We start from the raw sequence: 26719 nt of genomic DNA, 5'->3' as shown, positions 1-26719 counted from the left end.
TCTGTGGACGCCTTTCTTCTCTAGAATGGCTTCCGTGACTCCGGCCCGCCGCAAACGTCCCACCCAGCGCGAGGTCGCCGAGCGAGCAGGGGTCTCTCAAGCGGCTGTGTCGCAGGTGCTCAATGGGGGCGGCGGGCAGGTGCGGATTCCCGACTCTACCCGGCAGCGCGTCTTGCAGGTCATGGCCGATCTCGGTTACGTGCCCAACGTGGCCGCCCGCCGCCTGGCCGGGGGGCACAACCGCATTCTGGGCGTGTTTACCTATGAACCGGTCTTTCCGTCCAGCACCCGCGATTTTTTTACACCCTTTTTGCAGGGCATCGAGGAAACGGCGGCTGAACAGGATTACGACCTGCTGCTGCACACCCGGCCAGCCGCGTCTGGCGGCCCCCGCCCGCTCTACCGGGGAGGCACCAGCCGCCTGCGCCTGGCCGACGGCACCGTGATGCTGGGTCAGTTGGACAGCGCCCGGCGAGACGACCTGCTCCGGCTGCTGGGCGAAGGGCACCCAGTGGTCTTTATCGGCCGCCGAAATGTGCCGGGCGCGCAGCTGAGCTACGTTACCGCCGATTACGCGGCGGCCACGGGGCAGGTATTGGCCGACCTGGTCGCCAGGGGCCACCGCCGCACGCTGTATCTGGGCGCACCGGTGGGGCACGAATCGGCCCTCGACCGGGAGCAAGGTTACCGGGAAGGGCTGGAGGCTTCGGGAACGGGGGGCGAGGTGGCGCGGCCTGCCGAAATCAATAGCTCCTTTGTGGCCCAGCAGTTGGCTGCAGGCGTGACTGGCCTGCTGATGGAAAACGAGCGGCTTGCCAAAGCATGGATCGAAGCCGCAGCGGCGCAGGGTCACCACTGGCCAGCGCAGTACAGCTTTGCTGTGTTGGGCGATCCGATCTATTCGGGCGAGTTGCCGGCAGAGTGGGCACACTTCCGGATTCCCCGGCTCGCTATGGGCCGTGCGTCGGTGAGCCTGTTAACTGCTTTGTTGGCTGGACAGCCGCCCGCATCCGTCAGCCTGCCCTGCGAATGGGTGGAGGGACGGAGTGTAGGTGCGCTGGAATGGGCTTGACCTTCAGGCGCCGAGATCTTGGGGATCAGCGCTTAGGTGTTGTACCGCTGGGCCCGCGAGCTGGGTGCCCAAGGCGCGGCAGCATTTCCTGGTCATGAAAAAGCAGGCCTGCCCCCGGAGTCATTGGAGATTAAACGCCTCCGCCTCCAGCGCGAATTGGACATCGCCCGCCAGGAGCGGAACGTGCTCAGGGAGCCGTGGGCGTCCGTTGAGCTCGATACGCCCATGAGAACGCCGCTCCTCCGCACGAGCACGCCTGCCCGCTGCTTGGCGAAAGGAACATCGATGCGCTTTCCGTTGTACCCAAGCGCACCGACAGAAGTTCCGCCTGGAGGTGATGTACCGCGTGTTGGACGTCACAAGAAGTGGGTACTTCAACAGATGGCCTTTGCGGGAGGGAATCCACCCCCAGGAGTCATTCATCATTCGGATCGCGGGTCGCCATACACGAGTGGCCTGCGTCCAGGTGGGTGGTGCCGTGCCCAGCATGGGGAAGAAAGGAGACTGCTGTGACAACGCGGTGGTGGAATCGTTTTTTTCGACCTTGAAACGGGAGTTGCCGTTAGGCGAGGTGTTTCACACGCGCCAGGAGGGACGCAGCCAGGGTTTCGAGCATCTGGAGGTCTTCTATAACCGCCAGCGGCGGCATTCGACTCTGAGTGATAAAACCCCGCTAGAATTCCATCAGCGTTCACGCCGTGGCGTAACTGCAAATAGGCAAGATCGAGGCAAGCTCACTCCGTTGGGTTAAGAACCTCGCCATTGCCAGTGCGCCCTCCCTAGAACTTCAGGCGGGTGCTGTCCATGCCGCCATCGACATCAATGATGCTGCCGTGCACGAAGGCGGCCTCATCGGAGACCAGAAAGCGTACCGCATAGGCAATGTCAACCGGGCGAACCGGGCGACCGGCCACGGTTCCAGCGGTCATCGCGTCCAGGGCCGAGCTGTAGGCGGCGTTGCCGGGCGTCAGGGTGGCGCCAGGAGCGACCGTATTCACGCGGACGCCACGCGGGCCGTATTCCGCCGCCCAGTTGCGGGTCAGCTGTTCGATGGCGGCTTTCGAGGCGGTGTACATGGCGCCGCTGGACGTGCCGATCCGGCCCATCCACGAGCCGATATTGACGATGTGACCCGTGCCGCGTTCGACCATTCCCGGCGCAAGAGCACCGACCAGCACGTGCGGGGCACGGATGTTGATGTTGAGCATCGCCTCCAGATCGGCGTCGGGCAGATCCTCGGTGGCCGTAACTGGATAGACGCCAGCATTGTTGACCACGATATCGACCTGGCCGCCAAGGGCCGCCGTGGCTTTCTGCGCAAAGGTGCGGATACTGTCCGGCGAACCCACCAGATCGGCGGCCACCGCGAATGCCTGCCCACCAGCCTGAACGATGGTGTCCACCACCTGCTGGGCGCGGGCAGTGTCGCGTCCACTGACGACCACTGCTGCCCCTGAAGCCGCCAGAACCAGGGCAATGGCCTCGCCGATACCGCTGGTGGAACCAGTGACCAGGGCAGTTTTGCCCGTGAGACGGCGGTCAGTGGGCAGAGACGCGAGGAGTGCTGAATTGGTTTGTAAGGTGTGCATGGTGAATCCTCCTGGGAACAGACGACACGCCGTCTGCTCAAAGCGGTTGCATTTTGCAACCAGTTGCACGTTAACCGAACTGGTACGATAATGCAACCAGTGAAAGCCGCATTGAACCATCCACGTGAATCAGAGGCTGTGAGATCCGGCTGTCCAGTCAGTCTCGGATTGGACATTTTTGGGGATCGCTGGACGCTGTTGATCGTCCGCGACCTGATGTTCAGCGGCAAGCGTCATTACCGCGAAATGCTGGCCTCGGACGAGCATATTTCCTCCAACATTCTGGCCGACCGGTTGAAAATGCTGCTGGCCGAGGGCATCATCCGGAAATCGGAAGACCCCAGTCATCAGCAAAAAGTGGTCTACAGCTTGACCGAGAAGGGCATTGCCTTGCTGCCGGTGCTGATGGCGATCAGCGAGTGGAGTCACCGCTACCGTCCCGTCGGTGAGGCGTACCGTCCGGCCAGCCCCCCTCCTGAGCCGCAGCTTCCGGCGGCTTGGGCGCAGGAGATGGCGAAGGTGCGTGCAGCGCACTTGACCCCAGATTCTCTGGCAGTGGAGCGTCCCGGTGAACACACTGCCCGCTCCTGAACAGCATTGACACCGCACACGAAAGCCGCACGACCGTCCGCCTAGGTCGGCTTTGGCCGAAGCCAGGACACGTTCCCTTCTCTGCGCCCTCCCGGCCCGAATTCCCCTCATTGCATCCCGGATTCCGCCTCGGGGAAAGCAAGATGAGGTTCCTTTGAGCACCCAGTGCGCACCGTCAAACGGCAGTCGGGAGAATCGGCCAAGGGCCTCTGGAAGCAGTGACTGACAGCCCAGAGTGCCTCCCCCAGTTGGCTTGGTCGGTGGTTCCTGGTCGGTGACTGGGGCTGCTGTAGTGCGTGAACTTCACACTCTTCCTACGGTGGTCTGCGGCTCAGTGAAAGCACCCGCTTCGGCGCTGAGGCCCGGCTGGTGCCCGGCTGCCGGCGGCGCTACTCTGCAGTGCGGCAACCACAGGAGGATCTTGATATGACCGTTCCACGATTTGGTTTGGGCACCTTCCGTCTCAAGGGTGACGTCGTCCGCGACGTTGTCCGCATAAGTCTGGAACTGGGCTACCGCGCCATCGACACCGCGCAGGGGTACGAGAACGAAGCAGAGATCGGCGATGTCTTGCAGGAGTCCGGGCTGCCCAGAGCCGAGGTTTTTCTCACGACCAAGATCAAACCCGCACATTTCCGCCGTGAGGCGCTGCTCTCCAGCCTTCAGGAGAGCGTGGACAGGCTGCGGGTCGATCAGGTTGATCTGACGTTGATTCATTGGCCCGTCCCGAACGGCGAGGTAAAGCCTGAGGAGTATCTCAGCGCCCTGAAAGAAGCCCAGTCGCGGGGGCTGACCAAGCAGATAGGCGTATCGAACTTCAACATTGCCGGACTTCGTGAGGCCCGCGAAATTCTGGGCGACACTCCCATTGCGACCAACCAGGTCGAAATTCACCCTTACCTGCAAAACCGCAAGTTGGTCGAGTTTGCCCACAAGGAAGGACTTCACCTGACGTCCTACATGACGTTGGCGGTCGGGAAGGTCATGGGCGACGAGGTACTGCAAGACATCGCCCACATCCACGGAGCCACCCCCGCACAGGTGGCCCTGGCCTGGGCGATGCAGCAGGGCTTTTCGGTGATTCCGTCTTCCACGAAGCGGGCGAATCTCGGAAGCAATCTCGAGGCCCAGAACCTGACCCTGACCGAAGAGGACATGGCCCGCATCGCTGCGCTAGACCGGGGCGGCGCAGAGCGCATTGCCAGTCCCGCCACAGCAGCCCCCGACTGGGATTAAGAACCGGAGACAGCCCTTTAGAGCTGCAGATCCAAACTCACTCTTCCCAGCCCTCGCCCCGGTACTATATCGATATAGGATTGATCGATAGAGTACCGGAAGAGGTTCCTCCCCCACGCTCTCCTCTGCACCGATTTTTTGCAGCTCACCCTGTTGTTATGGAGAAACATGACCCAGCCAAGCGCGCCTCGTCTGACCATCTGGAATGAATTTCGCCACGAACTAGAAAATCCCAAGGTGCGCGCTGTCTATCCGGACGGAATCCATCAGGCCATTGCCGCTGGCCTGCGGAACCAGGGCCTGACAGAGCTGCAACTGGCGACTCTGGATGAGCCTGAGCATGGGCTGAGCACTGAAGTGTTGGACAACACGGACGTACTGCTGTGGTGGGGGCACAAAGCCCATGACGAGGTGTCCGACGAAATTGTGAACCGGGTGGTGGAGCGGGTGCTGGACGGCATGGGCCTGATCGTGCTTCATTCGGGCCACTTCAGCAAAGTGTTTAAACGCCTGATGGGCACCAGTTGCGACCTGAAATGGCGCGAGGCCAATGACCGCGAGCGGCTGTGGGTCGTGCAGCCCGGCCACCCGATCAGCGCGGGGGTCGGTGAGTACCTGGAACTTGAGGCGGAAGAAATGTACGGCGAGCATTTTGATATTCCCGCGCCTGACGAACTGATTTTCGTCAGCTGGTTCAGCGGCGGCGAGGTGTTCCGCAGCGGGTGTACGTATACCCGGGGCAGCGGCAAAATCTTTTATTTCCGTCCTGGCCACGAAACCTACCCGACCTACCACCACGAGGGCATTCAGAGAATTATTGCCAACGCCGCACGCTGGGCCGCCCCGACTTTGGGCGCGCCCCGGTCTTTCGGCAACCGCCAGCCGCTGGAAGCTTTGCCGGAGCGCCGTTCGTGAGTCAGCCCACCAGCCAGCCCCTGAGCCAGCCGCTGAATGTGGGCATCATCGGTGCAGGCGGCATCTCTCAGCGCCATTTTGAGGGGTACAGGCTGGGCGGGGCCACCGTAGCCGCATTTGCGGATGTCAGCGAGAGCACCCGCAAGCAGCGTGAACAGGAGTGGCAGGCTCGGGGCTACGCCAGCTTGGGGGACATGCTCGACCGCGAATCGCTGCAAGCGGTCAGTATCTGCTCACCGAACGCCTTTCATGCGCCCGCCGCTATAGAGTGCCTGCGCCGGGGCATTCATGTGCTGTGCGAAAAACCGTTGTCCCTTGACCTGACCGCCTGCGGCGAGATGATTGAGGCGGCGCGGCTGAGCGGGGCAGTGCTGCAAACTGGACATCACCTGCGCTCCAGCCCACAGGTCGAGACGGCCAAACGCCTGATCGATGAGGGGCGCATTGGGCAGGTGACTTTTATGCGCCTGCGGCAGGCGCACGACTGGGGCGGCGCGGCCGCGGTGCGTGGCGTGTTCGGCAGCAAATCGGCCAGCGGCGGCGGAACCCTGCTCGACAACGGCTGTCACATGATGGACCTGGCCCGGCACTTTGGCGGCGATGTGAGCAGTATTTTCGCCCGGGTCAGTACTCTCAAGTTCGACATAGAAGTAGAAGACGTGAGTCTGGCGAGCCTGGAATTTGAAAGCGGCGCTCAGGGCAGTGTGGAAAACAGTTGGAGTGCGACCGGCTGGGAGGAGAGTTTCGCCGTGTACGGCACGCTCGGGTCGCTGGAATGCAGCAACCGGCTGGGGCCGCCTCGGCTGCGGCTGCTGACGCGCGAATACGGCTTCGGCACCTGGGACAAGGGCGACGAGACGTGGTACGACTTTGCGACGCCGGCCAATGGACACGTCCGGAGCATCCAGCACTTCCTGGCGTCGATTACCCAGGGCCTGCCCGTCGTATGCAGCGGTGAAGATGGCCGCGAGAGCGTTCGCCTGGTTCTGGGCGGATATGAAAGCGCCCGCACCAAACTTCCAGTGAACGTCTGATCTATTCCGGCGGTTGTGTTGCCTTTACTCGGTCGCGGGATGGTGACCGTAGGTGATCGAAAGTAAACCCCACAAGTGCAGCTTTGAGGTCAGCCACGAGACCCTTTGCGAATGGTGCATCAAGTCCAGTGCCTTGTTCCCAGTGGTTCCTGGATGAGGTCTGTACGGCGGTAGATGGTGTCTGGCATGGGGTCTGGCGCGCGGTGAACGAGCACGGGTTCGTGCAGGCTTGAAGAAGAGCTATGAACCCATCCTTCAGCTTTGGTCTGGTGTTGGTTACGCTGGTGTAGGGACTCACGGCAGCGAGAACGTTGTCTGCTGATCAGCAGGCCCTGCACACTCAATTCACGGTGGAGCGGGGCCAAGACTGTGAACCCTGGGTTGCCCCTTTGGCCCGGCAATGGATGTTTCCGGATCTGATGAAGTCGCGGCCCGGCAGCCGGCCGTTGGCGCGCTGTTCTGCCTTCTCTGATCAACCATGCTCAGGTGCGTGCACTGTGGCGCACCGCACTGCAAAAGCAGGGGTACGCTGTGCAGGCCTGGGAAAAGCGGGATGGCCGTTGGTTTCTCCTGGCGAGTGTCGGTCACATCCAAACAAGCCGGCTCCTTTGCCCTGACCAACAGCATTGACGCCGAAGTCACACCAGAAGCGGGCCTGATCACCTGTGTTGGGATGGAATCGGCCCGCCTGCGCTGAAGCTCACAGCGTCTGGCCAGGGTCAGGTGGAGGGGCAGGGGAGGTGGGTCAAGCTCTTGCCAGTGACCCAAAGCCCTTGCTGTCCTTGTTGAGCCTTATTCAGCGGCGTTCGCTTCCGCCAGCACGCGCCGGGTCGTGTCGCTGGCGAGCTTGCCGTCGTAGGCTCCCTCATGCTGCGTTTTGAGGAACTGCATGACCGCGCCGATACTCCCGGCCCCCTGCGTCACGGCGATTCGAATGGCTGTTTCCAACGCCTCCGGGGAAAGCTGCCGCGCACTCAGGTCGGCCTGTGCCTGACGCTGGGCTTCGGTGGCCTGTGCGTGCAACTGCTGCAACACAGGCAGTTCCAGATCAATGGAGGCGGTGTCGCGGCCCAGCCCGGCCAACTGCTCGCGCTCCCGAACCAGGGCAGTCAGTTGATCCGTCAGCACGCCCGCAATCAGTACGGCTGGGTCGGTGCCGGGCTTGTTCTTGGCCAGCGTTTCCACGTCTCCGATCACGCGGCCCAGTACGGCGGTGTGGGCCGCGTCTTTTTGCTTGCGGGCGCTGAGGTGCTGGGCTTTTAGGGTGTCTAAGTTCATGGAGGTCTCCTCTGGAGGTCAGGCAGGAAAAAGGGGATGTAGAAGCGAGAAGCGGGCGCACGTCCGGTAGGGGCCGGAGGGTGTGCTTCATCGGCCGCCAGGGCTTTTCGCTCAGACCGGATCGGCAGGCTGTCGACCCGCCAGCGCAGGTCGTGAACCTCGGCGCGCTGGGCCAAGCCGCGCCGGACTTCGACCAGAGTATCGCCTCCGGGGAGTCCGGAGAGGCTCTGATCCAGAACGTGCGGGCAGGGACCAGAGGTGGCGGGGACAGGAGCGGCCGGGTGTGCGGATTCAGCGGGTTCCAGGAGACCCACTGCCAGCGCCTGCAACGCGCCCTGCACGCGGCGGGGTCAGGTGGCCCGCGTGGAACTTTCCAGATGGCACACCCGTGGATCTGGGCCGTGCCTCACTGCCGAAAGGCGTACTGGCACACACAGACGGTTCTCAGGTCTCTCCACGCCCCATAACAGCCTGATTTCGCACCGCCGTGAACTGTTTACACTGGGACATGCGTGTCTTTGTGACTGGAGCCAGCGGATTCATTGGCCGTCGCCTCGTTCCCAAGCTGCTGCAGCGGGGTCACACGGTCACGGCGCTCGTTCGCCGTCCAGAGCGGGCCTTTCATCTGCAGGCCCTTGGTGTCAAGCTGGTGCCCGGTGACGTCACCCGCCCCGAGGGCCTGCAGGACGCGCTGCGCGGCACCGAGTGGCTGCTGCATCTGGCCAACCATTACTCGCTCCACGAGCACGATGAGCGGGTGTACGAGCGGGTCAATGTGGAAGGCAACCGCCACGTCATGCAGGCGGCCCTCGGCGCGGGGGTACGCAAGGTCGTTCACGTCAGCTCAGGCGTGAGTTATGGCGCGTCTCCGGATCAGCCCCTGCAGGAGGGCAGCCGGGTGGGCCCGCACCCCACCGCGTACTGGCGCACCAAACATGCCGGAGACCAGGTGGTGTGGCAGTTGGCCCAGCAAGGCCTCCCGGTGGTGGTGGTGTATCCCGGGGCCGTTGTGGGAGCCGGTGACCCCAATGCCACGGGCCAGTGGATTCGGCGTCTGGTGCGCCGCCAACAACCGGTGCGGGCCTTCGAGTCTCGCGGCTTCACCTGGGTTGCCGTCGACGATGTCGCCGAAGCCATCGTGCGGGCGGCGGAGACGAAGGGCAACGAGGGAGAGCGGTATCTGATCGGCCGGGAATACCTGACCAACGGAGAGTTCGTGGCGCTGGTGTCGACCTTGTCCGGTGTGCCGCGCCCAGTGCTGGTGCTGCCGGACGTGCTGGCGCAGGTCAGCGGCGTGGTGCTGGGCACTTTTGCCGGGCTGACCCGCACTTCCCCGCTCTGGGACGTGTCCCGCAGCAGCATGAACCATCTGGCGGCTGGCTTCCGGTTCGGCAGTGATAAGGCGGAGCGGGACCTGGGGCTGGTCTATACGGCGGTTCGGCAGGCAGTGGCCGAAGACATGGCCACCTTTCACCGGACGCCGGCCACCTGATCTCTGAACAGCGCCACCAAAGGAGATCATCGAATCCTTGACCTCTGAAGCGACCTGAAGAGTTGGGGGATTGACGCGCAAAGGCAACGTGCCTCACTATGGCCTCAGCTATCAAAGAATCCTTTGATAGTTAAAGGAGATTCTCTTGCCCCCGCGCCTCACCCCCCTGCGGATTCAATTGCTGCGGACGATTGCCCGCCTGACCGCCGAGAACGACGGCCCGCCCAGCGCGGCCGACTTGGCCCGTGCGTGCGGCCTGACCGAAGGCACCATCTCGTTTCATCTCAAGACCCTGCGGGACTTGGGCTATATCGGGCGCAGCGGGGCGCGTGGCCGACTGAATCTGACGGAGAAGACCCGCGCCTTGATTGGCATGGGACTGCCCATCTACGGCCAGATCGCCGCTGGGCCGCCGATTCTGGCCGAACAGGTGCCGGAACAGACCACGCCGAGTGTCGATGCCCTCTTGGGCGTGCGGGAAGGCGATTTCCTGCTTCAGATCCGGGGCGACTCGATGACTGGTATCGGCGTGATGGACGGCGATTATGTGTTGGTGCGGCCTGCGGCTGAAGTGCTGGACGGCGAAGTGGCGGTGGTGCTGATTCCGGGCGACAACGCGGCCACCCTCAAACGCCTGTACCACTTTGGCGACGAAGTGACGCTGATGAGTGAAAACCCCCACCATCCGCGCATGACCTTTCCGGCTGATCAGGTGCGGGTGCAGGGCCGGATGGTGGCCCGCCTGGGTGTGGCGGGGCCGAGGGTGAGCAAGGGGCGGGACTGAGCATGGCCGCCCACGTCGCTTGTGTCCTCCTTGCGCCGTGGCCGTTGACCCTGCTGAGCCGCTCACGTCCCGGCGTGCCTGTCGCCGTGCTGAGCGAGAGCCGAAGAGTCCTCTTTCCCTGTCCAGAGGCCCAACTTCAGGGCGTACAGACGGGTATGCGGGAGATGGCGGCGCTGAGCCGTTGCCCTGATCTGCACGCCGAAGTCGTTGCTGGCCCGGCAGCGAGTGCAGCGTGGGCAGAACTCTTGGAAGCCTTGTACGCCCGCTACAGCGACCGAGTAGAGGGACGGCAGGCGGGAATTGCCTTCTTGAAAGTCAGCCTGAACGCGGCCCGTGACCTCGCCGCAGCTTTGCACGCTCCCGTTGGGCTGGCAGACAGTCGAGAAGTGGCGCATTTGGCGGCTTTGCGGACCAGGTCAGGGGAAGTACGAGACGTCACAGGCGGGCAAGAGAAATCCTTCCTGAGCTTGATGCCCATTGAGCATTTGCAGGTCTTGGGTGTGCCGGATGCCCAACTCCAGAAATTAGCGTTTCTGGGGCTTCGGGGCTTGGCCGACCTGGTCAAGTGGAGCGCGGCGCAGCGGGAAGCGTTTTTGGGCGTGGATGTCGGGAAGAAAGTCAACCGTTTTCTGAAGGGCGAACGCAGTGGGGGAGTGGCAAAATATGTGCCAGGACAGAGCATTGAGGCGCACCTGAGTGTGGACGCGCCTCTGCTAGAACTGGGAGAAGCCGAAGCCGCGTTGACGGACCTGCTCTCTTCCCTCCTGCCTGAATTGCGGGGCCGCACCGCTGCCTACCTGACCCTCCATGCCGATACGGTGGGCGGCAGACTCAGTGCCACCCGTCCGCTGAAATGGCCGCTGGATGACGCTGGACTGCTCAGAATGGCCCTGCTGACCCTGCAAGACACGGACGCTTTGCCGCTGGGTGTAGATGCCATGACTGCCCAATTGTCGGGCCTTCAACAACCCGCCCGGATGGTGGGCCTCTGGGCAGGCATTGCTGAACTGGAAGTGACGAAGACGCTGCTTGACCGCTTCCCAGAGGCGTTGGTGCGCGTGCAGTGGCTTGATCCGTGGGCCTATTCCACCGATGCGCAATACCAATGGGTGGATTGGCAAACCGGGACGCTGCGGCAGACGATGATGACGCCCCAGCAAAGTCCGGTCACGCGCAGTCAACGCCGGGAAACAGCCATACAACAAGTGCTGGCCTTTTTTGAGGGGATGGCCCCATGAAAGCCGTGCAGCAAGAGATTGGGGTCACAATCCGCGAGGGGGGCTGCCCGCATTTGCTGTACTGGCAGGGCCGCACCTATCCCGTGAGCATCCTCTTGGATCAGTGGCGATTTGGAGGGCGCTGGTGGTTGGACGAGCAACCCCGTGACTGCTACCTCGTTCAAGCAGGCAACCTCGTGGCCGAACTGCACCATGAGGACATACCGGGGGGGCGCTGGTGGCTGGCCCGCCTTCAGGACTGACGCCCAAGACGTTGCCTGCTCTGCTTGCCTGCCAGAGCTACTTCTCCGAGGGCCGCAGCACGGTCAGTCCGGCCAGATTAGTAGAAGTGGCGGCGGAACGGAGCTTTGGGGCGGTGGGCCTGGCCGATTGGTGCAGCGTGGCCGGGGCGGTGGAACTGTTCGAGACGGCAAAAGAAAAAGGGATCAAGGCCGTCATCGGCGTGACCTTACCCGTCCTGTTTCCCAGTGTGCCCCGATCAGCCCAGCCCCACGAAGTCTTCCCTCTGGTGCTGCTTGCTAAATCGCGTGCTGGATATGGCCTGCTCTGCGAACTCGTGACGGAGATCAAGCTCAACACACCAGATGGCTTGCCCCTCTCTGCCTTGCAAGCGACTGCTGAACGGGGCCGCGAACACCTGGCCTGCTTGACCGGGGGCAGAAACGGATTTCCCACCGTGCTGGGCGAGCGCAAAGAGATCGCTAGGGCCACTGAATTCCTGCGGCTGTTCCGCGCCAGTTTCCCTTTTGATCTCTACCTGCAACTGGGCCACCAACACGCCCCTAATGAACGCCGCCGCTTGGATTACTTGCGTGGCTTGGCGCGGGATTTGAACTTGCCCACCGTTGCTGCCCCGGAAGTGTGTATGGCCGAAGCCGCCGATTATCCTCTGCTGGACGCCCTGAGCTGTGCGCGACTGGGTATAGATGTGGACACGCCGCACGCCGAGCGGCCCCGCAATGATGCCCGGCATGTCGGGACACCAGAGAGTTGGGCGGTGTCGTTGCCTTTCCCAGACGCACTCCTCAATTCTGGCAAACTCGCCGATGCTTGCACCTTTGACCTGCTCCCCGAACGTTTGGCTTCACCGGAGACACGGCTTCCACCCGGACAAACGCCACAAGCTGCTTTGGAAGACCGGGCGTGTGCGGCCCTCTCCCGTTACCCGGCAGACACCCGGCCCCAAGCTCAAGAACGCCTGACTTCCGAACTCGCGACTGTCGCTACCTTGGAGATGGCTGGATTCTTCCTCACCGCTGCTGAAGTCACCGACTACTGCCGCAGTCACGGGATTTTAGCCGCCGGAAGGGGTTCGGCAGCAGGATCAGTCCTGTGCTATCTGCTTGGCATCACCCTGTCTGATCCCATCAAACACAATCTGCTCTTTGAACGCTTCCTCCACACTGGGCGGGCCTCCATGCCGGATGTGGACATCGATATTGCGAGCAGCAGACGGGATCAAGTCTTGAGTTGGGTGGAAGAACGCTGGGGCAACGGGGGAGCAGGGGAAGCGATGGTCGCCAACCGCATCACGTATCGGTTGCCCTCAGCCGTACAGGATTTGGGCCGCGCTTTAGGGCTGCCACCAGAGTTGCGGGACAGATTGAGTCGGGCACTGGGCCGCGATTTCCGCCATCACCGTCCCCACCGGGCGAGGGAAGCTGAAGTCGTGTTCACTGAAGTGCTCGGCGATGCCCCAGTCAAAGAGGCGTTGCTCAGACTGCTTGACCGGATCGAACCCCGCTTTGTCCGGCACCTGGCCCCACACTCCGGCGGCGTGGTGCTGAGCAGCCAGCCTTTAACCCACTTTAGCCCGCTCACCCGCAGTTCGGGCGGCATTCGCATGTTGACCTTCGACAAGGACGATGTGGAAAAGCTGGGCCTGATCAAGCTTGATCTCCTAGGATTGCGAATGTTAGCCGCACTCGAACGGGCCAGAGAAGAAGTCCTGCGCCTCACCGGGGAATGGATCAACTACGGCGACTTGCCCGACGATGCACAAGTCTGGAAGCGTATTGCCAGCGGTGACACGATGGCCCTGTTCCAGATCGAAAGCCCGGCGCAGGTGCAGATGACGGCTCGGTTGCAACCGAAGACCATGACCCAACTTGCCCATCAGATCGCACTCGTCAGGCCGGGGCCGATTCAGAGCGGCACCGTGCATCCCTATGTGCGGCGGGCCAGAGGGGAAGAAGCTGTCCCTGATTTCCCCGAACCCTTGAAAACGATTCTGGCCCCAACGCACGGCACGCTGATGTTTCAGGAGCAGATTCTGAGGATCGCGGTGCAGTACGCGGGATTTTCTTGGCCGGATGCAGATCGCTTTAGGAGCAGACTCAGCAAAACCGAGGATGCAGCAGAACTCGCACAACTCAAGACCGCTTTCTTGGACGGGGCTGCGCTGACGACTGGGGCCTTTCCGTGGGAAGCCGAGTCTCTGTTCGACACCTGTGCAGCCTTCCGGGGCTATGGATTTGCGGAATCACATGCTCACGCTTTTGCTCAACATTCCTACGCTTCAGCCTGGATGCGCCAGCACCATCCCGCCGCATTTTTGGCTGGAGTGCTCACCGAAGCGCCGGGCATGTGGCCTGCCAGTACGATCAGCACCGAGGCCAGGCGTTGGGGCGTTCACTTGGCTCCGGTGTGCATGAATCGCTCAGGTGTGTCGTACCGGGCCGAATCCACCCAAACCGTCCGCATCCCCCTCACTGCTGTCGATGGCCTGAGTCTGGAGACTGCCCGCCAGATCGTGCAAGAACGCCTCACGGGGGGCAAGTTTCAAAGTGCTGAAGATTTTTATGACCGCGTGCAGGTCAAGCGGGACACCTTGGAGACGCTGATTCAAGCGGGAGCGCTTGACAGTCTTGGTCAGCACCGACGTGAGGCGACGTATCAACTGAGCACTTTGGCTCATGCTCGCCCTTCTGGAACCCGCGCCCTGCTGGGACTCATCACCGAACCGCCGGAGTTATCCGGGATGACCGAAGACCAACTGCTGTTTCTGGATCTGCACACCACCGGCCTGTCTGCCAGTGGCCGCCATCCCCTTGACGCCCACCGCACCCGCCTACGCGACATGGGCTGTGTGTCGCTGGGCCACTTAAAACACGGCCAACAAGTCTGGACAGCAGGGCTGATCGTCGCCAAGCAGCGCCCGCCCACGGCCAAAGGATTCGCCTTCTACGTGCTGGAAGACGCCAGCGCCCGTATTCAGGCCATCATCCCTCCAGACCTGTGGGAAGCGCACCGAGTCTTACTCCGAGACGCCCGCGCCCTGATCGTGCAGGGACAGGCCACCGTGACTGGGCAAGCGGTGACGGTGAAGGTAGCGAGGCTCAGTGAATTGCCTCTAGGAAGTTGGGCGACGGCGGCAGATTGAGGGGGCCTTTCCCCTAGCCCGTCTCTCTCGTGTGTTCGTCCTCAGGGAACTGTACGGCAGGATTGAGCAAGCCATGTATGAGGCGTCTCGACCACCTGTGCCAGCGCATGCAGCACGTCCAAACCCACGCTGCGCTCAATCTGTGCCAGAGACGACGGGTTCACCTGGGTGGCCTGCGACACGTCGAAAATAGACAGTGCCTGGGCATGCCGCACCGCCCGCAAGTTGGCCCCGAACACCGTCCTGAGGGTGCTGGCGGCCCGGCTGGGTTTTCTGGCCTTCTGCCGCCTGATTTGCTGCTGGCCACTGGCCTCGACGGACAGCTCATCAATCCCACGGTCACGGTGGTTCCGACTTGGGCGGCTGAAGGCGCTGTGTGACCGCATAAGCATCCGCCACGAGGGCCGGGAAGTCCACGGACTGCGGCACACCGCCGGTACTTTGATGTACCCCCGCACCAAGAACCTGCGGGCCGTTGCCCAATACTTGCACCATGCCCAGCTCGACACCGCCGCCAGCTATGCCGAACTGGACGGCAGTGAAGTCCGGGCCGCCTTTGACGGCGTCACCTTGGCTTGAATGACCCTGAGCGTTTCCGCCACCGCTCATCAGGCGCGCCCGTGTCAGAGCAAACACCGCCTAGATCTGCTGCGGGGACTGTCCAAGCGGAGAGCAGCCAGAGGGCTGTGGGAACTTCTCCCCGTTTAAGGGGACTGTCCAAGCTATTTGCCGTCCCTGCGTTCACACCACACAGGACAGGGCGGCCTTTCAGCCGCCCATGCTGCTGTTACCTGAATTTCCTCAGCGCCTCAGCCAAGCGCTGCGCAGGCCGATATAACTGGTATTGGGGAAGTGCTGGTAGCCCTGCACAGTTTTCCTGGCCGCTTCGTACTGGGTGCTAGAATAGAGGAACACCATCGGACTCAGCGTTACGAGGCGTTGCTGCACCTTGGCATACAGCGCCTTGCGTGCCGCCGCGTCCGCAATCTGACGGCCCTGATCCAGCCAGCCGTCGATGGTGGCGTCCTTGAAATTGGTCAGGTTGCCGCCGCTGTCTGAAGCGAAGGGCGTATACAGGTAGTCGTCAGGATCGCCTTGCCCACTCTCGCCCAAAATGGTGGCCATGTAGTTCTTCTTCAGAATATCGGGCAAGTACACGCTCCACTCCAGAGCCGTAATGTTGACCTTGATGCCGATAGGGGCCAACTGCGCCTGCAAGATTTCGGCGGGGATCCGGAGGAAATCGTAGGTGCTGGTCACCTTGAGGTTGAGGGTAAAACCGTTCGGAAGTCCTGCTTCTTTGAGGAGGGCGCGGGCTCTGTCCAGATTGGGCTTGCCGTAGCTGGGGTCGGGCTTGGCGTAATAGCTGCCTGTGGGGAACGTGGTACCCGCCGAAGCGATGCCGCCCACGCCCAACAGGGCCACGTCCACGATCTCCTGGTTGTTGATGGCATACGCGATGGCCCGCCGCACGCGGGGATCGTTCAGCGGCTTTTCGTTCACATTTAAGAACAGCGCGCGGTAGTTGGCGGCGGGGCCACCCAGCACATTGACGGCCGCATTGGCCTTCAGGCTGGTGATATCCGTGGACGGCACGTACTCGATCCAGTCCACCGTCCCGGTGCGCAGCGCCGTGACGCGGGCCGTGGGATCAGGCAGATAGCTATAGGTAATGCCGTCGAGGTACGGCAGCTTGTTGCCCTTGGCGTCTTTGCCCCAAAAATCTGGGTTTTTCCGGAGCACCATGCGGGTCTGGGGCACATACTCCATAAAACGGAAGGGCCCAGTCCCAATGGGGCGAGTGTTGAGTGTTGCGGCGGCCTCACGGGGCACAATGACATTCAGCGTAAAGGCCAACTTGCTCAGCAACGGTGAGAACGGCTTGCTCAGGGTGATCACGACGCTGGATTTGCTCGGGGCCGTCACGCTCTTGACCAGTTCAAAGTCTCCGATGCGGGGGGACTTGGTGGCCGGATTCTTGATCCGGTTGATGGAGTAGGCCACGTCGCTGGCCTCCAGCGCCCGTCCGTTGTGAAACTTGACCCCACTTCGGAGGGTAAACGTCCAGGTCAGGCCATCTTTGCTGGCTGTCCAGCGGGTCGCCAGCGACGGCACAATTTTTCCGCTGGCATCAAAGGCCACCAGGGTGTCATAGACGTTTTCCAATTGGTTGCGGGTGGACGTGGCCTCGGTGACGTGCGGGTCTAAGCCCACTGGATCGGCCTGCATGCCTGCCCGCAGAATCCCGCCGGAGGTTTGGGCGTGGGCTGTGCTGACCACCGCGCCAGAGAGGGCCAAGAGCAGTGTGACGGTCAGGGGACGGACAGCTCGGTGTTGGATAGGCATGGCTCCCTCCTGTAGGGGCAACGGGCAGTGGGGTCAGAACGGAAAGGTGGGGTTAACGGCTTAGCCGGGGGTCGAGGGCGTCACGCAGCGCGTCGCCCAGCAGATTGAAGCCCAGGACCGTGACCATGATGGCGAGGCCGGGCGCGATAGAAATCCAGGGGTTGGTCTCCAGAAAAGGGCGGCCATCGGCAATCATCTGGCCCCAAGCGGGAGCAGGCGGTTGGGTGCCCAGGCCCAGAAAGCTGAGTGCCGCTTCGCCGAGAATGGCGTAGGCGAGCCGCAAGCTCACTTCGACCAGTACCGGCCCCGTTGAATTGGGGAGCACGTGCCGCCACAGCAGCCGGGGGTCGGAAGCGCCCAGCGCCGTGCTGGCTTCGACATACATCGTGTCGCGGGTTCGCAGCACGGCGGCCCGCACGACTCGGGCAAAGGGCGCGATGTAGGCCACCGCGATGGCGAGGGTCAAGTTCCAGAATCCACCTCCCAAAAAGGCCAGCAGCGCGATCGCCAGCAAGATCGCGGGAAAGGCCAGCAGCACATCGGTCACGCGCATGATCAGGGTGTCGACCCAGCGCAGGTAATACCCTGCCAGCGCCCCCAACAACCCGCCGACCAACAAGGCCAGCGTGACGCTGATCAGGCTGACCGAGAGGCTAATGCGGCTGCCGAAGATGACCCGCGAAAGGAGATCGCGGCCATACAGGTCGGTGCCCAGCAGGTGCCGCAGCGATGGCCCCTGCATCCGGTCAATGGGCGCGTACTGAACCGGGTCATAGGGGGCCAGCACAGGGGCCAAGAGGGCGGCGGCCACGACGATCAAGACCAACACCAGCCCTGCCACTCCGCTGGGCGTGCGGAAAAAGAGCCGCACGGCCCGCCGAGTGGGGGAGAGGGGAGCCAGTCCCGCGCCGGATCCAGCCACAACTGTCACGAATACACCACCCGGCGGTCTATGACGCTGTACAGCAGATCCACGACCACATTCACCAACACGAAGCTCATGGCGATCCACAGCACCGCGCCCTGCACCACCGGATAGTCGCGCAGATTGATGCCCTCAAGGGCAAACCGCCCCACGCCGGGCAGCCCGAACAGTTGTTCGATGATGACTGCGCCGCCCAACAAATTGCCGACCTGCAAGCCGATGACCGTGACGACGGGAATCATGGCATTGCGCAGGGCGTGGCGCATGATGACCGTACCCGCCCGCAGCCCCTTGGCCCGGGCTGTTCGGATGTAGTCCTGCGACAGCACGTCCAGCAGACTGGCACGCACGATCCGGGTGGTGGCGGCAGCCAAACTGAAACTGAGGGCCAGCGCAGGCAAGAACATGCTGCGGAGATTGCCCCCCACGGATTCGGTGGGCGACACGTAGCCGTTGGGCGGAAACCAGCCCAGATTCAGGCTGAACAGGAGAATCATCAGAATGGCCAACCAGAATTCGGGAGCGGCCAGGCCGATCAGGACAAAGCCGCTGGACAGCAGGTCAGCCGCCTGACCACGCCGCAGCGCCGCGAGAATGCCCAGCGGCAACCCCACGAGCACGGCGAAGAACAGGGCCATCGCCGTAAGTTGCAGGGTCACGGGAAAGCGCAGCAACAGGTCTTGAAATACAGGTCGGTCAGTTCGCAGGCTGACGCCCAGATCTCCCTGCAGCAGGGCGGCAAACCACGTCCCGAACTGCATCCAGATCGGCTGATCCAGCCCAAACATGCGCCGCATTTCTGTTTGCTGTTCGGCACTGACATTTCCCTCAAGGCCGATCAGCTGCGTGACCACGTCGCCGGGCACCAGCCGCAACAGGGTAAACACCAGCACACTGACCCCCAGTGCAGCCAGGAGAGCCAGCAGAATGCGCCGGATCAGCCAGCCCAGGCTCATGGTCGTTCCAAGAGGACGTAACAGAGCGTCAGGTCTTCAAGTACTTCGCCCGAATGCACCTCGCCCGCCGGGATCAGGGTCACGTCGCCGCCGCGCAGCAGATAGTCGTGATCGCCGCTGACCGCCCGCAGCGAGCCGGAGAGGATGAACGAGATCTCGTCTTGTGGGTGGCTTGTGGGCGGCAGCACGGTGCCCGCAGGCAAGAACAACTGGCCGGTGTGGGCAGGCAGGCGTTGGAACGTGCCGGTGGACGCCTGAGCCGTAAGGGTGAGCCGTTCCATGAGAACCTCCAAACGCCGGGAAGATTGAAGACTGTGAAGACGGGGCGCAGCGGAACGCCTAAAACAACCGGGGCGTTCCAATCCAGAGGAGAAGCGTTTGGATCTCACTGGGATTGGCCCAGGCGTGGGGCGTGGTGCTGGGATGGTGAGCGCTGTCGCCAGGGCCGAGTTCAAAGCGCTCTGCTCCAACCGTGAGGATCAGATGGCCCTGCAACACATGCAAAAACTCTTCGCCAAGATGGCTGTTGGGCGGCGATTCGAAGCGGGGCTGAATATGAATCAGCAGCGGCTCTAACTGAAGATCGGTGCCCCGGCCAGCCAAGCTGCTGACCCGGTAGGGCAGCTCCTGCAAGTGCAGAAACGTGTGCGCGTCGCGGCGGGTCACGACGGTTTCATGCCGCTCTTCTGGCACGAAAAAAGTCAGATTCACGCCCAGAGCGCGGGCAATACTGGCGAGCGACGTGACGGTAGGGTTGGCTTGATGCCGCTCGATCTGCGAGAGGTAGGGGACAGACAGCCCACTGGTTTCACTGACAGCCTTGAGGGTCAACCCGAGGTGTCGCCGACGCGCACGGATTCGCGATCCCAACTGCATGTTTTCGCCTCCCGTGTGATCAAACCTTATCAGAATTATTCTGATATGTCAAAACTATTCTGATCATTCGGCGTGGCCATTGGAAGCCGGTTCAGGGCCGCTGGAGCAGCCCAAAGAAGGGCCTGATCAACGCCTACCCAGCGGGCGCTTTCACAGCTTGTCGCGGCCGCACGGTCTCCAAGGGTTATGTTGCCGCGACTGTTCAATACGTGTGGAAGGCCTGCTTCCGGTTGCTTTTTATGATGCGGGGGAACGCCCCTTCGGAAGCGGTGGTGACGGTTCTCAATGCGGGCGTGCAGACTCAGAAATTCTTCAGCGCGCCGCGTTGCCGCCTTCGTTCCTGACGCCGTGTAGGACATTGGGATTGTTCAATACTCTTGGTGCAGCGCATGGTGGAAAGCACCTGCTGGCAGTTGATGCGCGCTCAACTTGAACCTTTTCGAATCGCGGCTCCGTCGCTCCGCAGGTGATCAGTATGAATGACCTCTGGAACAGAATATTCACCCAGGAGCTTGGTCAGAACGGGTATTGCGGCGTCAGTATCGCGGTGCCGTTGCAGCAAGCTATCGAGGATGAAGCCCTGCTCGTCAACAGCTCGCCACGCCAGTGTCCTACTGCCTTCCACCGTTATGCAGAGTTCGTCCACGGGCCATCGGCAACCACGTCGGGGTTCCCGTTGGCGGCGTCCTTGAGAGAAGAACTGAGTGATGCACCACTCGCACAGGGTTTGGTGGCTGACCAGTGTGCCGCGCGGACGGAGCAGGTCTTGACCGTTCCAATCACGGAGAGGAAAGCGGTACGACAGCCAAACCGCATGCTGAATGACACTCATGGGGAGGCGGTGGCGGCGCGGTTTCAGATTGGCCACGGCGAGTCAGCCTCCCCTGCCTCATGTCTGCCAGTGGCGAGTGAAGGCAACACCACCACTGTCTGGCCCCCGAATTCCGTGTGCACATTACAACCCGTGACTGCAAACCGAGGCGTGCGAACAGGAGAAGCCGAGACAGGAGGAACTCAGGGCAAAGCGGTGGGAGAGAGCAGGGTGACCTTTCCGGACGGGGGCGTGACCTTCAGGCCAGTGACGCCGTCAACTTCGATCTGAACCACACCCAGCGGCAGCCGCATGAATCCGTAGCGGCCCTGCCCGTCGGTCTGCGTTCGGGCCACTTCCTGACCACTCTCGTCGAGCAACCGCACCACCCGGCCACCCAGTGGGCCGCTGGCGACCGTCACCTGTCCGCTGACTGCACGGAGTTTTGCTGCACTGGGACGGTTCCAGTGGGCCTCACGCTCGAAGGGCCCACCTGCGCCAGACAGCCTGGCCGTCAGTTCCGGCAGCACCTCTTCTTTGGTTCGGGTTCCAGCATTCACGTCCTTGTCCGGGGTACGGTAGGAGTACCCGGCCCATCCGCTCAGCCCGGCCAGACGTGCCTTGTTGATCTGGCTGACTGTGCTGGCCTGATCGTTGAGGTAGATGGCGGTGCCGCTGACCTGATGAACTTCCGGCGCTTCCGGCTTGAGTGAGGCAGCGAATTGGTTCCACTGGTCGTACCACAGGGCCTGGTCTGCGACAAAATCACGCTTGTAGTTCATCATGACGTTCACGTCCAGGTACCCTTCCTTGACCCAGGTGACCCAGTCCTGCAGCACCTCGGTGTAGGGGCGGCTTTCGAGCCACTCGGCCTGGCTGGCAGGCCCGGCACCATAGGTAATGGTCGCGGCGTTCACGCTGACATCGGGCTTGACAGCCTTGACGGCCAGGGCTGTTTCGCGCACCAAGTTGGTCACCTGCTGCATGCGCCAGGCACTCCAACCCGCGTCTTCTGGCAGCGGCGTGCCAGTTGCACCGGTCTCGGCACGGTAGCGCTCCAGCGCGGTGAGGTTGTAGCCCCAGGTGCTGGGACCGCCCACCGGGTTGAAGTCGGTGTAGCGGACGCGGTCGAACTGAATGCCGTCCACGTCATAGTTATTGACCACAGAAACGTACATGTTGCGGATGTATTCCGCCGCGTCCGGGTGCCCGGGATCCAGCAGCCAGTCGTTGCCGCCGCGTGTCGTGCCGTCGTTTTTGACCATCAGCCAGTTATCCCGGCCAGTTGTTCCCAGGCCGTGGGCGTTGAAGGCGTGAGCCGGATCGGACGGCGGCGTCGTGCTGTTCCAGATGGCAGTGGTGATGATCCAGGCATGAACCTGAATGCCCTGGGCATGGGCCTTGGTAATCAGGTCGGCCAGGGGATCAAACTCGGCTGGAACGGCAGGATCGTCGGTGCGGGGCATGGCAGCGTTGTTGCAGTAGCAGTCGCCCCGGCGGCCAATCTGCGCGAACAGCACGTTAACCTTCATGGCCTTGGCGGTAGAGACCAGCGAGTCGATTTCCGCCGAGGTTTTAATTCCGGGCCCGAAGGCATCGATCCACAGCCCGCGCAATTCCTGCGGCTGTGAAGGTTCAGTCGGCTCAGAAGTGGGGCTACAGGCGGCAAGGAGGAGAGAAGTCAGCAGAGCAGCGGTGAGCTTGTGGGTCATGTATCGGACTCCCAGGTGGATGCAAAAAGGCGGCGTCAGTCGGAATCTGCGCAGCGCTGGTTCTGTCAGGTGGAGTGTTGAGAGGCGACGTCACTGTCTGTGTACAGCTGCACAGTAAACACTGTGCATGAGATTTGCGGTTGTGCGTAACACTGGGCTTGCTCGGGCTGACGTCCTCGGTGGTATCCAGCTAATCTGTACCCTTGAACCTCAGTTTCACATGATTCCCGGGGAACTTGACAGCATTCTGCAGGCAGCCAGTCAGAGGGTCGGCAGCGTACGTCTGACTGTCACGCTCTTCAACGTCCTCCTCCGCCACCGAGCGAATGAGTCGGTCATTTAAGCTTGCGGATAATGGAGAGAGAACATGAGGGATTGTGGCCAAGCTCAGTAGCCGACAACTTCACTTTCTGGCCATCCCAGCGAGGAAAAAGGCCTCACCAGCACCCGAATGATCTCAGTTCGTTTGTCTGGAACCCATCGTAGGACGTTGCACCAGTGTTCCCATCCGTACCGCACCAGGCTCATGGCTTTCCGGCCATGAGCCAAGATCCGGACCCGGCTTGGTTTCTTCTTGCCCTCCCCCCACCCGCAGGCAGCTGAGCCGGAGACAGGCTGCCCGGCATCTCTCCCCACGACCTGCGGCACACCTCTGCCACGCTGGCCCTGCGGCGGGGAGTGCCGGCGGAAGTGGTGTCCAAGACGCCGGGACATGCGCGGGTGTCGATCACCCTAGACGTGTACCGGCATGTGCTGGACAGTGAGCGGCGGTCGCTGGTGGTTGACACTCTTCGGTACGGTGCCGCCAGCCCCGGTAGGCGTTCCTGTGGCGTTGAACTGAGGAAAATTTGCTTTGTCAGTCGGATATGTCGGTGGGTAGAACCAGATGTTCCCGTCGGTATGCCGTCAGGAATCGGGCCTTGCGCATGTTGTGCTCGCTCGGATTGGGCTTATCGGGCAAATCCTCGGCCACTTGCGTGAACACCGTATGGGCACCCTGACGCGCTGCATCCGTAATCCGGCGGGCGATCAGCGCTGCCTGGGCTCCGTGCCGCCGGAACTCAGGCAGCGTGGTGGCGTTGCCAAGCCAGCCGTACCCTCCCTTCACATAGAGGCTGCCACAGGCCACCGCCTGCCCGCCAAGCCTCGCCAGATAGTTTGTCCATCCCGGTCGCCCATTGAGGGCACGGGTCATTGGCTCAAGGTCAGGTGGCATGGAGAACCCGCGCAACATGACCGTCCCGAATGTGCCGTATTCATCCGGCATGACTGGCCGAACCTCTACCTCTGGAGTGTCCTGCGGCACTTCCACCGCCTCCCTCCAGACCTGCATCCACGCGCGAGCTGGTTGTGCTCCGAGCGCCAGAAGCCGGTCTTTCAAATCGTCCGGCTGCGCGCCTGGCACCACCCCGACCATGACATTCGGCAGTCCGAGGGCCCGTGCCCGAGCCCGCAAGCTCTTCAAGGTCTCATCTGTCGCCGGCTCGGTTACGCCCAAGTTGATCGTGCGGTTGAAATCCAGCACTTGCGGATACCGGGTGAGCGTCACCAGAGACGCGCCAGGCAAATCGTAGACTCCCACGCCCAATTCATCCCGGTCAGCGACAGATAATCCCTCAGCCAACTCAGTCAGGATTTGCCGTTCCAGCAATTCCAGAGCCTGTGGAGTCGGCCACTCGGATGTGGAGAAGTGCGTCATAGTCCATCTTATCCACATGGTCTACAGGCTGCAATTCTTCTGGGCCATGATCCCGGACGAATCCCATCCTGGCGAGGATTAAACGATCCTTCTGCCTGCATTGCTTGGTTCATTGCAAAAGGAAGAGACGAAGGCAACTGACCTCACTGCCGAACTGCCCTCCGACCGGCCAACCGAACCGGCACAGAAGGGTTGGTAAAGAGTGCTGCTCTTCGATGCCAGTGCCCTGATGGCTTATCTGCTCAATGAGGACGGGCGAGACCAGAGTCTGCAGGTGATCGCCAGCCGTCCGTGTTTCGTCAGCAGCGTGACCTTCACCGAGTTGGAGGGCAAACGGTTGTGTTGCCTGAATTGGCGTCACAGCAAGCTGAGGGCAACCGCACACCACGTCTGAAACGCGTCCTGCCATAGGGCTTGGCGGCAGTCACGGACGGTCAGCGTACCTCGGTTCACTTAAGGCAACACAACCATCGAACTTGCTTTCTCTTCCCGACAACCCCCATCAAGAGCGGGGCGCGGCAGATGTTGGAGAGCGCTACTCCCGCCGAAGCGTGCGCAAATGGGAGCAGGAGAGTGGAGAGAAGACTTGCTCTGACGACCTCTTCTTCCTATTTTCCTCACCCCAAAAACAGCCCCCACCTCAGCTTTGGCCGGATGGCGGGGGCGCTTTCTTGCGCTTGCCTCCTGGCAGGAACCCGCAGCTTTCCTTGGTCAACAGTTGCAGCAGGGCTGACCTCAGCTTCCAGTCCGCCTGAGCCTGGACTTGCCGTGGGTCAAGTTCAGGCAGCATCACCCAGCCCAGTGTCTCCAGACCCGCGGAGACCGGTCTTCAGGGCCAAACACGAACCATGTTGTGCAGGCCGAACAGGACGCGGCCGTCAGGCTGCACCAGAGTGGCCTGTCCACTACTGGTCTGAGCAGCCGTCGGATCAAAGCTGGTGTCCTGCGCCCCGGTGGGCTGCAGACGTTTTGCACACGCTTGATACGAGTTATTGGGTGTGCCACTGGAATAGGGTCCAGTGACCAGGATCTTGCCATCCTGCTGAAGGGCGACCGCCTCAATGGTGCGGCAGGGCGCCGGCCCGTCATTGAGGAACAGTGCCACTCCCCCAGAGGCAAAGGCGGAGTCGCGCGTGCCGCCCGGCGTGTAGCGGACGAGCGCACCGCCGAAGAAGCGTTCCTGTTCCACACTGCTTTCCACAAGTGCCAGACCGCCGACCAGAATGTTTCCGTTCGCTTGGATGGCCACGGCGTACGGGTGATTCAGGTAGTTCTCGCTCGACCGAATGAACGCGTCCCTGAGCAGGCCGTCGCCACTGAAGGTCACGTCCGGCGTGCCGTCCGGGTTGTAGCGCGCCAGAGCAAGCTCTCTTTGACTGAAAGTGTTGCGGCCGCCGCTGACCTGCTCGAAGGCGGCGTCTCCCACCACGAGGATCTTGCCGTTTGCCTGCACCACACTTTCCCAAGGTGTTGCACCGTAGGAAAGGCGTCCACTGGTGTCGGGGAAGACCGAGGTGACGCGTCCGTTCACGCCAAAGCCGGTGTCCAGCGTGCCGTTGGTGTTCAAGCGCTGGACGAGCCATCCACCTCCGAGTTCAGACCCGGCGATGATCAACTTTCCGTCGGCTTGGAGGGCCATTGTGCGCACAAAAAAGTTCGTCGCGACGGTACCCTGTTGTCCATAGCCTGGATCAAGTGAGCCATCGGCCCGGTAGCGTTTGATCTCGACAAAGCTGACCTGGCTGTTCTGGCTGGCTGGCCTGACGTTGATCAGCACTTTGCCATCAGGCTGAACCAGCAGTTTTTGGTCACTGAAAGTCTCGTAACGCGGCTCCAACACGATGCGTCCACCCTGCCCAAAGGTGGCGTCAACAGTGCCATCGGAGGTGTACCGTGTCACCTCGTCACTCCCGAAGCTGAGAGTGCCATCGGGGTTTTGCCGGGTTGTCCGGTCACTGCCCCGGATCAGGATCTTGCCATCCGGTGCTAAGGCGCCGTCGAATCCATAGGGGTAATCTGGAAGGCGCTGAAAGCTCACGTCGAGGCTGCCATTGCCAGGCGTGGGGTTGGGGGGCGTGGTGGCCACGCAAAAGATCAGGGGTTTGGCCCAGTCGGCGTGGTCGTAGTCGATGCCGTCGCCCGCATCGGTGACCACCAGGCGCAATTCCTGTTTCCCCGTAATATCGAGGCTCACCGTTTTGGTCACGCTCGCTCCGGTCATGGTGCCGCTGTCATACGCTTGCTGGCCATCCAAATAGACTTGGAACACCACGCTGCCTTTGCTGCCCACCTCATCGTCTAGGCCGATCTGGCTGGTGAAGCGGGTACAGGTCGCGTCTGTGCCTTTGAGGCTGAAGCGCAACTCGCTGCCCGCGTGGGTGCCGTATCCACGGGCGTAGGTGACCTCGTTGAGGGTGAGCGTCTTGCCGTCTCCAGCCTGTTGCTCGCCGTTGGAGCGGTCGATCTCGATGGGGCCCCAACTATTGTGGGCAGCGAGGATCGGCTCGTAGTACAGGTTGTTTTCTCCTGCGGTCAGGCTCAGTGGCGTGAGCTGGTGTGGAGAGGCGGTGTATGACCAGGGGTAACTCGCTCCACCTGCATACGGATTGGCGGTACCAGATGAGGGAGACTGACCGCAGGCGGTCAGCCAGAGGATGAGGGCGCTTCCGACCAGCAGGGAACGGGTGAGTCGTGGATGCATTCCGAAGAGCCTCTAGCCACGGTGAGATGTGAGGGTTGTGAGGGGCGGCTGCTCAAAGGGTACCCCCACTAGCTTTAGTTTT

Annotated in this window: 26 protein-coding genes and 1 pseudogene; 14 read left to right on the top strand and 13 right to left on the bottom strand. The window is 62.1% G+C overall.

The genetic code is table 11. From position 1 onward, the window contains the following. Positions 1 to 25: 25 nt before the first annotated feature. Positions 26 to 1072 (top strand): LacI family DNA-binding transcriptional regulator, encoded by a 1047-nt coding sequence (locus tag M1R55_RS21740; RefSeq protein ID WP_371827257.1) that lies wholly within the window; start codon positions 26 to 28, stop codon positions 1070 to 1072. A 337-nt stretch (positions 1073 to 1409) separates the two neighbouring features. Further along, positions 1410 to 1823, top strand: a complete 414-nt coding sequence (locus tag M1R55_RS32340; RefSeq protein ID WP_371827256.1) for an IS3 family transposase — start codon at positions 1410 to 1412, stop codon at positions 1821 to 1823. A 28-nt stretch (positions 1824 to 1851) separates the two neighbouring features. Here M1R55_RS32340 and M1R55_RS21735 read toward each other — a convergent pair whose 3' ends face one another. Continuing rightward, a complete protein-coding gene (locus M1R55_RS21735; RefSeq protein WP_249395044.1) occupies positions 1852 to 2661 on the bottom strand; it encodes an SDR family NAD(P)-dependent oxidoreductase in 810 nt (269 codons plus the stop codon). Positions 2662 to 2799: 138 nt separating this feature from the next. Here M1R55_RS21735 and M1R55_RS21730 point away from each other — a divergent pair, with 138 nt between their 5' ends. The 4 genes from M1R55_RS21730 to M1R55_RS21715 all read left to right on the top strand — a co-directional run bounded on the left by M1R55_RS21730 (position 2800) and on the right by M1R55_RS21715 (position 6437). After that, complete coding sequence (locus M1R55_RS21730) at positions 2800 to 3252, top strand: helix-turn-helix domain-containing protein (protein WP_249395043.1); 453 nt, start codon at positions 2800 to 2802, stop codon at positions 3250 to 3252. A 426-nt stretch (positions 3253 to 3678) separates the two neighbouring features. Then, positions 3679 to 4488 (top strand): 2,5-didehydrogluconate reductase DkgB, encoded by an 810-nt coding sequence (gene dkgB, locus M1R55_RS21725; RefSeq protein WP_249395042.1) that lies wholly within the window; start codon positions 3679 to 3681, stop codon positions 4486 to 4488. 168 nt (positions 4489 to 4656) lie between these two features. Then, the gene (locus M1R55_RS21720) at positions 4657 to 5403 is read left to right on the top strand and encodes a ThuA domain-containing protein (RefSeq protein ID WP_249395041.1); all 747 of its coding nucleotides are present in this window, start codon (positions 4657 to 4659) and stop codon (positions 5401 to 5403) included. Beyond that, a complete protein-coding gene (locus tag M1R55_RS21715) occupies positions 5400 to 6437 on the top strand; it encodes a Gfo/Idh/MocA family protein (protein ID WP_249395040.1) in 1038 nt (345 codons plus the stop codon). Before M1R55_RS21720 ends, M1R55_RS21715 begins: the two co-directional genes overlap by 4 nt. A 792-nt stretch (positions 6438 to 7229) precedes the next feature. Here the strand turns inward: M1R55_RS21715 and M1R55_RS21710 are convergent. Beyond that, a complete protein-coding gene (locus M1R55_RS21710; RefSeq protein WP_249395039.1) occupies positions 7230 to 7715 on the bottom strand; it encodes a hypothetical protein in 486 nt (161 codons plus the stop codon). Then, entirely contained in the window at positions 7712 to 8056 is a 345-nt protein-coding gene (locus M1R55_RS21705; RefSeq protein WP_249395038.1) for a hypothetical protein, read from the bottom strand. The genes M1R55_RS21710 and M1R55_RS21705 overlap by 4 nt, the downstream gene beginning before the upstream one ends. 167 nt (positions 8057 to 8223) lie before the next feature. On the opposite strand from M1R55_RS21705, the gene M1R55_RS21700 reads away from it, so the two are divergent. From M1R55_RS21700 to dnaE, 5 genes are all read left to right on the top strand, one after another. Further along, positions 8224 to 9207, top strand: a complete 984-nt coding sequence (locus tag M1R55_RS21700; RefSeq protein WP_249395037.1) for an NAD-dependent epimerase/dehydratase family protein — start codon at positions 8224 to 8226, stop codon at positions 9205 to 9207. 145 nt (positions 9208 to 9352) lie between these two features. Next, positions 9353 to 9991 carry a transcriptional repressor LexA gene (gene lexA / locus M1R55_RS21695; RefSeq protein WP_249395036.1) on the top strand — a complete coding sequence of 213 codons (639 nt, stop codon included), beginning with the start codon at positions 9353 to 9355 and terminating at the stop codon, positions 9989 to 9991. Between the two features lie 2 nt (positions 9992 to 9993). Beyond that, on the top strand, positions 9994 to 11229 hold the full coding sequence (locus M1R55_RS21690; RefSeq protein ID WP_249395035.1) for a Y-family DNA polymerase: 1236 nt from the start codon (positions 9994 to 9996) through the stop codon (positions 11227 to 11229). Then, on the top strand, positions 11226 to 11471 hold the full coding sequence (locus tag M1R55_RS21685) for a DUF6504 family protein (protein WP_249395034.1): 246 nt from the start codon (positions 11226 to 11228) through the stop codon (positions 11469 to 11471). Before M1R55_RS21690 ends, M1R55_RS21685 begins: the two co-directional genes overlap by 4 nt. After that, complete coding sequence (dnaE, locus tag M1R55_RS21680) at positions 11447 to 14611, top strand: DNA polymerase III subunit alpha (protein WP_249395033.1); 3165 nt, start codon at positions 11447 to 11449, stop codon at positions 14609 to 14611. Before M1R55_RS21685 ends, dnaE begins: the two co-directional genes overlap by 25 nt. A 41-nt stretch (positions 14612 to 14652) precedes the next feature. Here dnaE and M1R55_RS21675 read toward each other — a convergent pair whose 3' ends face one another. Then, the gene (locus tag M1R55_RS21675) at positions 14653 to 14997 is read right to left on the bottom strand and encodes a helix-turn-helix domain-containing protein (protein WP_249395032.1); all 345 of its coding nucleotides are present in this window, start codon (positions 14995 to 14997) and stop codon (positions 14653 to 14655) included. Positions 14998 to 15052: 55 nt separating this feature from the next. On the opposite strand from M1R55_RS21675, the gene M1R55_RS21670 reads away from it, so the two are divergent. Next, the gene (locus tag M1R55_RS21670; protein WP_249395031.1) at positions 15053 to 15190 is read left to right on the top strand and encodes a hypothetical protein; all 138 of its coding nucleotides are present in this window, start codon (positions 15053 to 15055) and stop codon (positions 15188 to 15190) included. 222 nt (positions 15191 to 15412) lie between these two features. Here the strand turns inward: M1R55_RS21670 and M1R55_RS21665 are convergent, their stop codons facing one another. The 7 genes from M1R55_RS21665 to M1R55_RS21640 all read right to left on the bottom strand — a co-directional run bounded on the left by M1R55_RS21665 (position 15413) and on the right by M1R55_RS21640 (position 22237). Beyond that, positions 15413 to 16957 (bottom strand): ABC transporter substrate-binding protein, encoded by a 1545-nt coding sequence (locus M1R55_RS21665; protein WP_249395030.1) that lies wholly within the window; start codon positions 16955 to 16957, stop codon positions 15413 to 15415. Positions 16958 to 17009: 52 nt separating this feature from the next. Next, positions 17010 to 17888, bottom strand: a complete 879-nt coding sequence (locus M1R55_RS21660) for an ABC transporter permease (protein ID WP_249395029.1) — start codon at positions 17886 to 17888, stop codon at positions 17010 to 17012. Beyond that, the gene (locus M1R55_RS21655; protein WP_249395028.1) at positions 17885 to 18838 is read right to left on the bottom strand and encodes an ABC transporter permease; all 954 of its coding nucleotides are present in this window, start codon (positions 18836 to 18838) and stop codon (positions 17885 to 17887) included. The genes M1R55_RS21660 and M1R55_RS21655 overlap by 4 nt, the downstream gene beginning before the upstream one ends. Further along, positions 18835 to 19119: a cupin domain-containing protein gene (locus M1R55_RS21650; RefSeq protein ID WP_249395027.1), complete on the bottom strand. Its 285-nt coding sequence runs from the start codon at positions 19117 to 19119 to the stop codon at positions 18835 to 18837. Before M1R55_RS21650 ends, M1R55_RS21655 begins: the two co-directional genes overlap by 4 nt. Positions 19120 to 19177: 58 nt before the next feature. Beyond that, positions 19178 to 19714 carry a helix-turn-helix domain-containing protein gene (locus M1R55_RS21645; RefSeq protein WP_249395026.1) on the bottom strand — a complete coding sequence of 179 codons (537 nt, stop codon included), beginning with the start codon at positions 19712 to 19714 and terminating at the stop codon, positions 19178 to 19180. Positions 19715 to 20138: 424 nt separating this feature from the next. Beyond that, positions 20139 to 20546, bottom strand: coding sequence for a DDE-type integrase/transposase/recombinase (locus M1R55_RS32335; RefSeq protein WP_371827274.1), 408 nt, complete (start codon positions 20544 to 20546; stop codon positions 20139 to 20141). Positions 20547 to 20728: 182 nt separating this feature from the next. Beyond that, positions 20729 to 22237 (bottom strand): family 10 glycosylhydrolase, encoded by a 1509-nt coding sequence (locus tag M1R55_RS21640; RefSeq protein WP_249395025.1) that lies wholly within the window; start codon positions 22235 to 22237, stop codon positions 20729 to 20731. A 615-nt stretch (positions 22238 to 22852) separates the two neighbouring features. Here M1R55_RS21640 and M1R55_RS21635 point away from each other — a divergent pair. After that, positions 22853 to 22984: pseudogene (locus M1R55_RS21635) on the top strand (tyrosine-type recombinase/integrase); the annotation flags it as partial. Positions 22985 to 23093: 109 nt separating this feature from the next. Here M1R55_RS21635 and M1R55_RS21630 read toward each other — a convergent pair. After that, positions 23094 to 23936 (bottom strand): GNAT family N-acetyltransferase, encoded by an 843-nt coding sequence (locus M1R55_RS21630; RefSeq protein WP_249395024.1) that lies wholly within the window; start codon positions 23934 to 23936, stop codon positions 23094 to 23096. Positions 23937 to 24138: 202 nt separating this feature from the next. Here M1R55_RS21630 and M1R55_RS21625 point away from each other — a divergent pair, with 202 nt between their 5' ends. Then, positions 24139 to 24330 (top strand): type II toxin-antitoxin system VapC family toxin, encoded by a 192-nt coding sequence (locus M1R55_RS21625; RefSeq protein WP_249395023.1) that lies wholly within the window; start codon positions 24139 to 24141, stop codon positions 24328 to 24330. A gap of 435 nt (positions 24331 to 24765) precedes the next feature. On the opposite strand, the gene M1R55_RS21620 is transcribed toward M1R55_RS21625, so the two are convergent. Then, positions 24766 to 26637 carry an NPCBM/NEW2 domain-containing protein gene (locus M1R55_RS21620; RefSeq protein ID WP_249395022.1) on the bottom strand — a complete coding sequence of 624 codons (1872 nt, stop codon included), beginning with the start codon at positions 26635 to 26637 and terminating at the stop codon, positions 24766 to 24768. Between the last annotated feature and the right edge of the window lie 82 nt (positions 26638 to 26719).

This window comes from Deinococcus sp. QL22 (assembly GCF_023370075.1).
GTDB lineage: Bacteria > Deinococcota > Deinococci > Deinococcales > Deinococcaceae > Deinococcus.
This window is presented reverse-complemented; position numbering and strand designations above follow the sequence as displayed.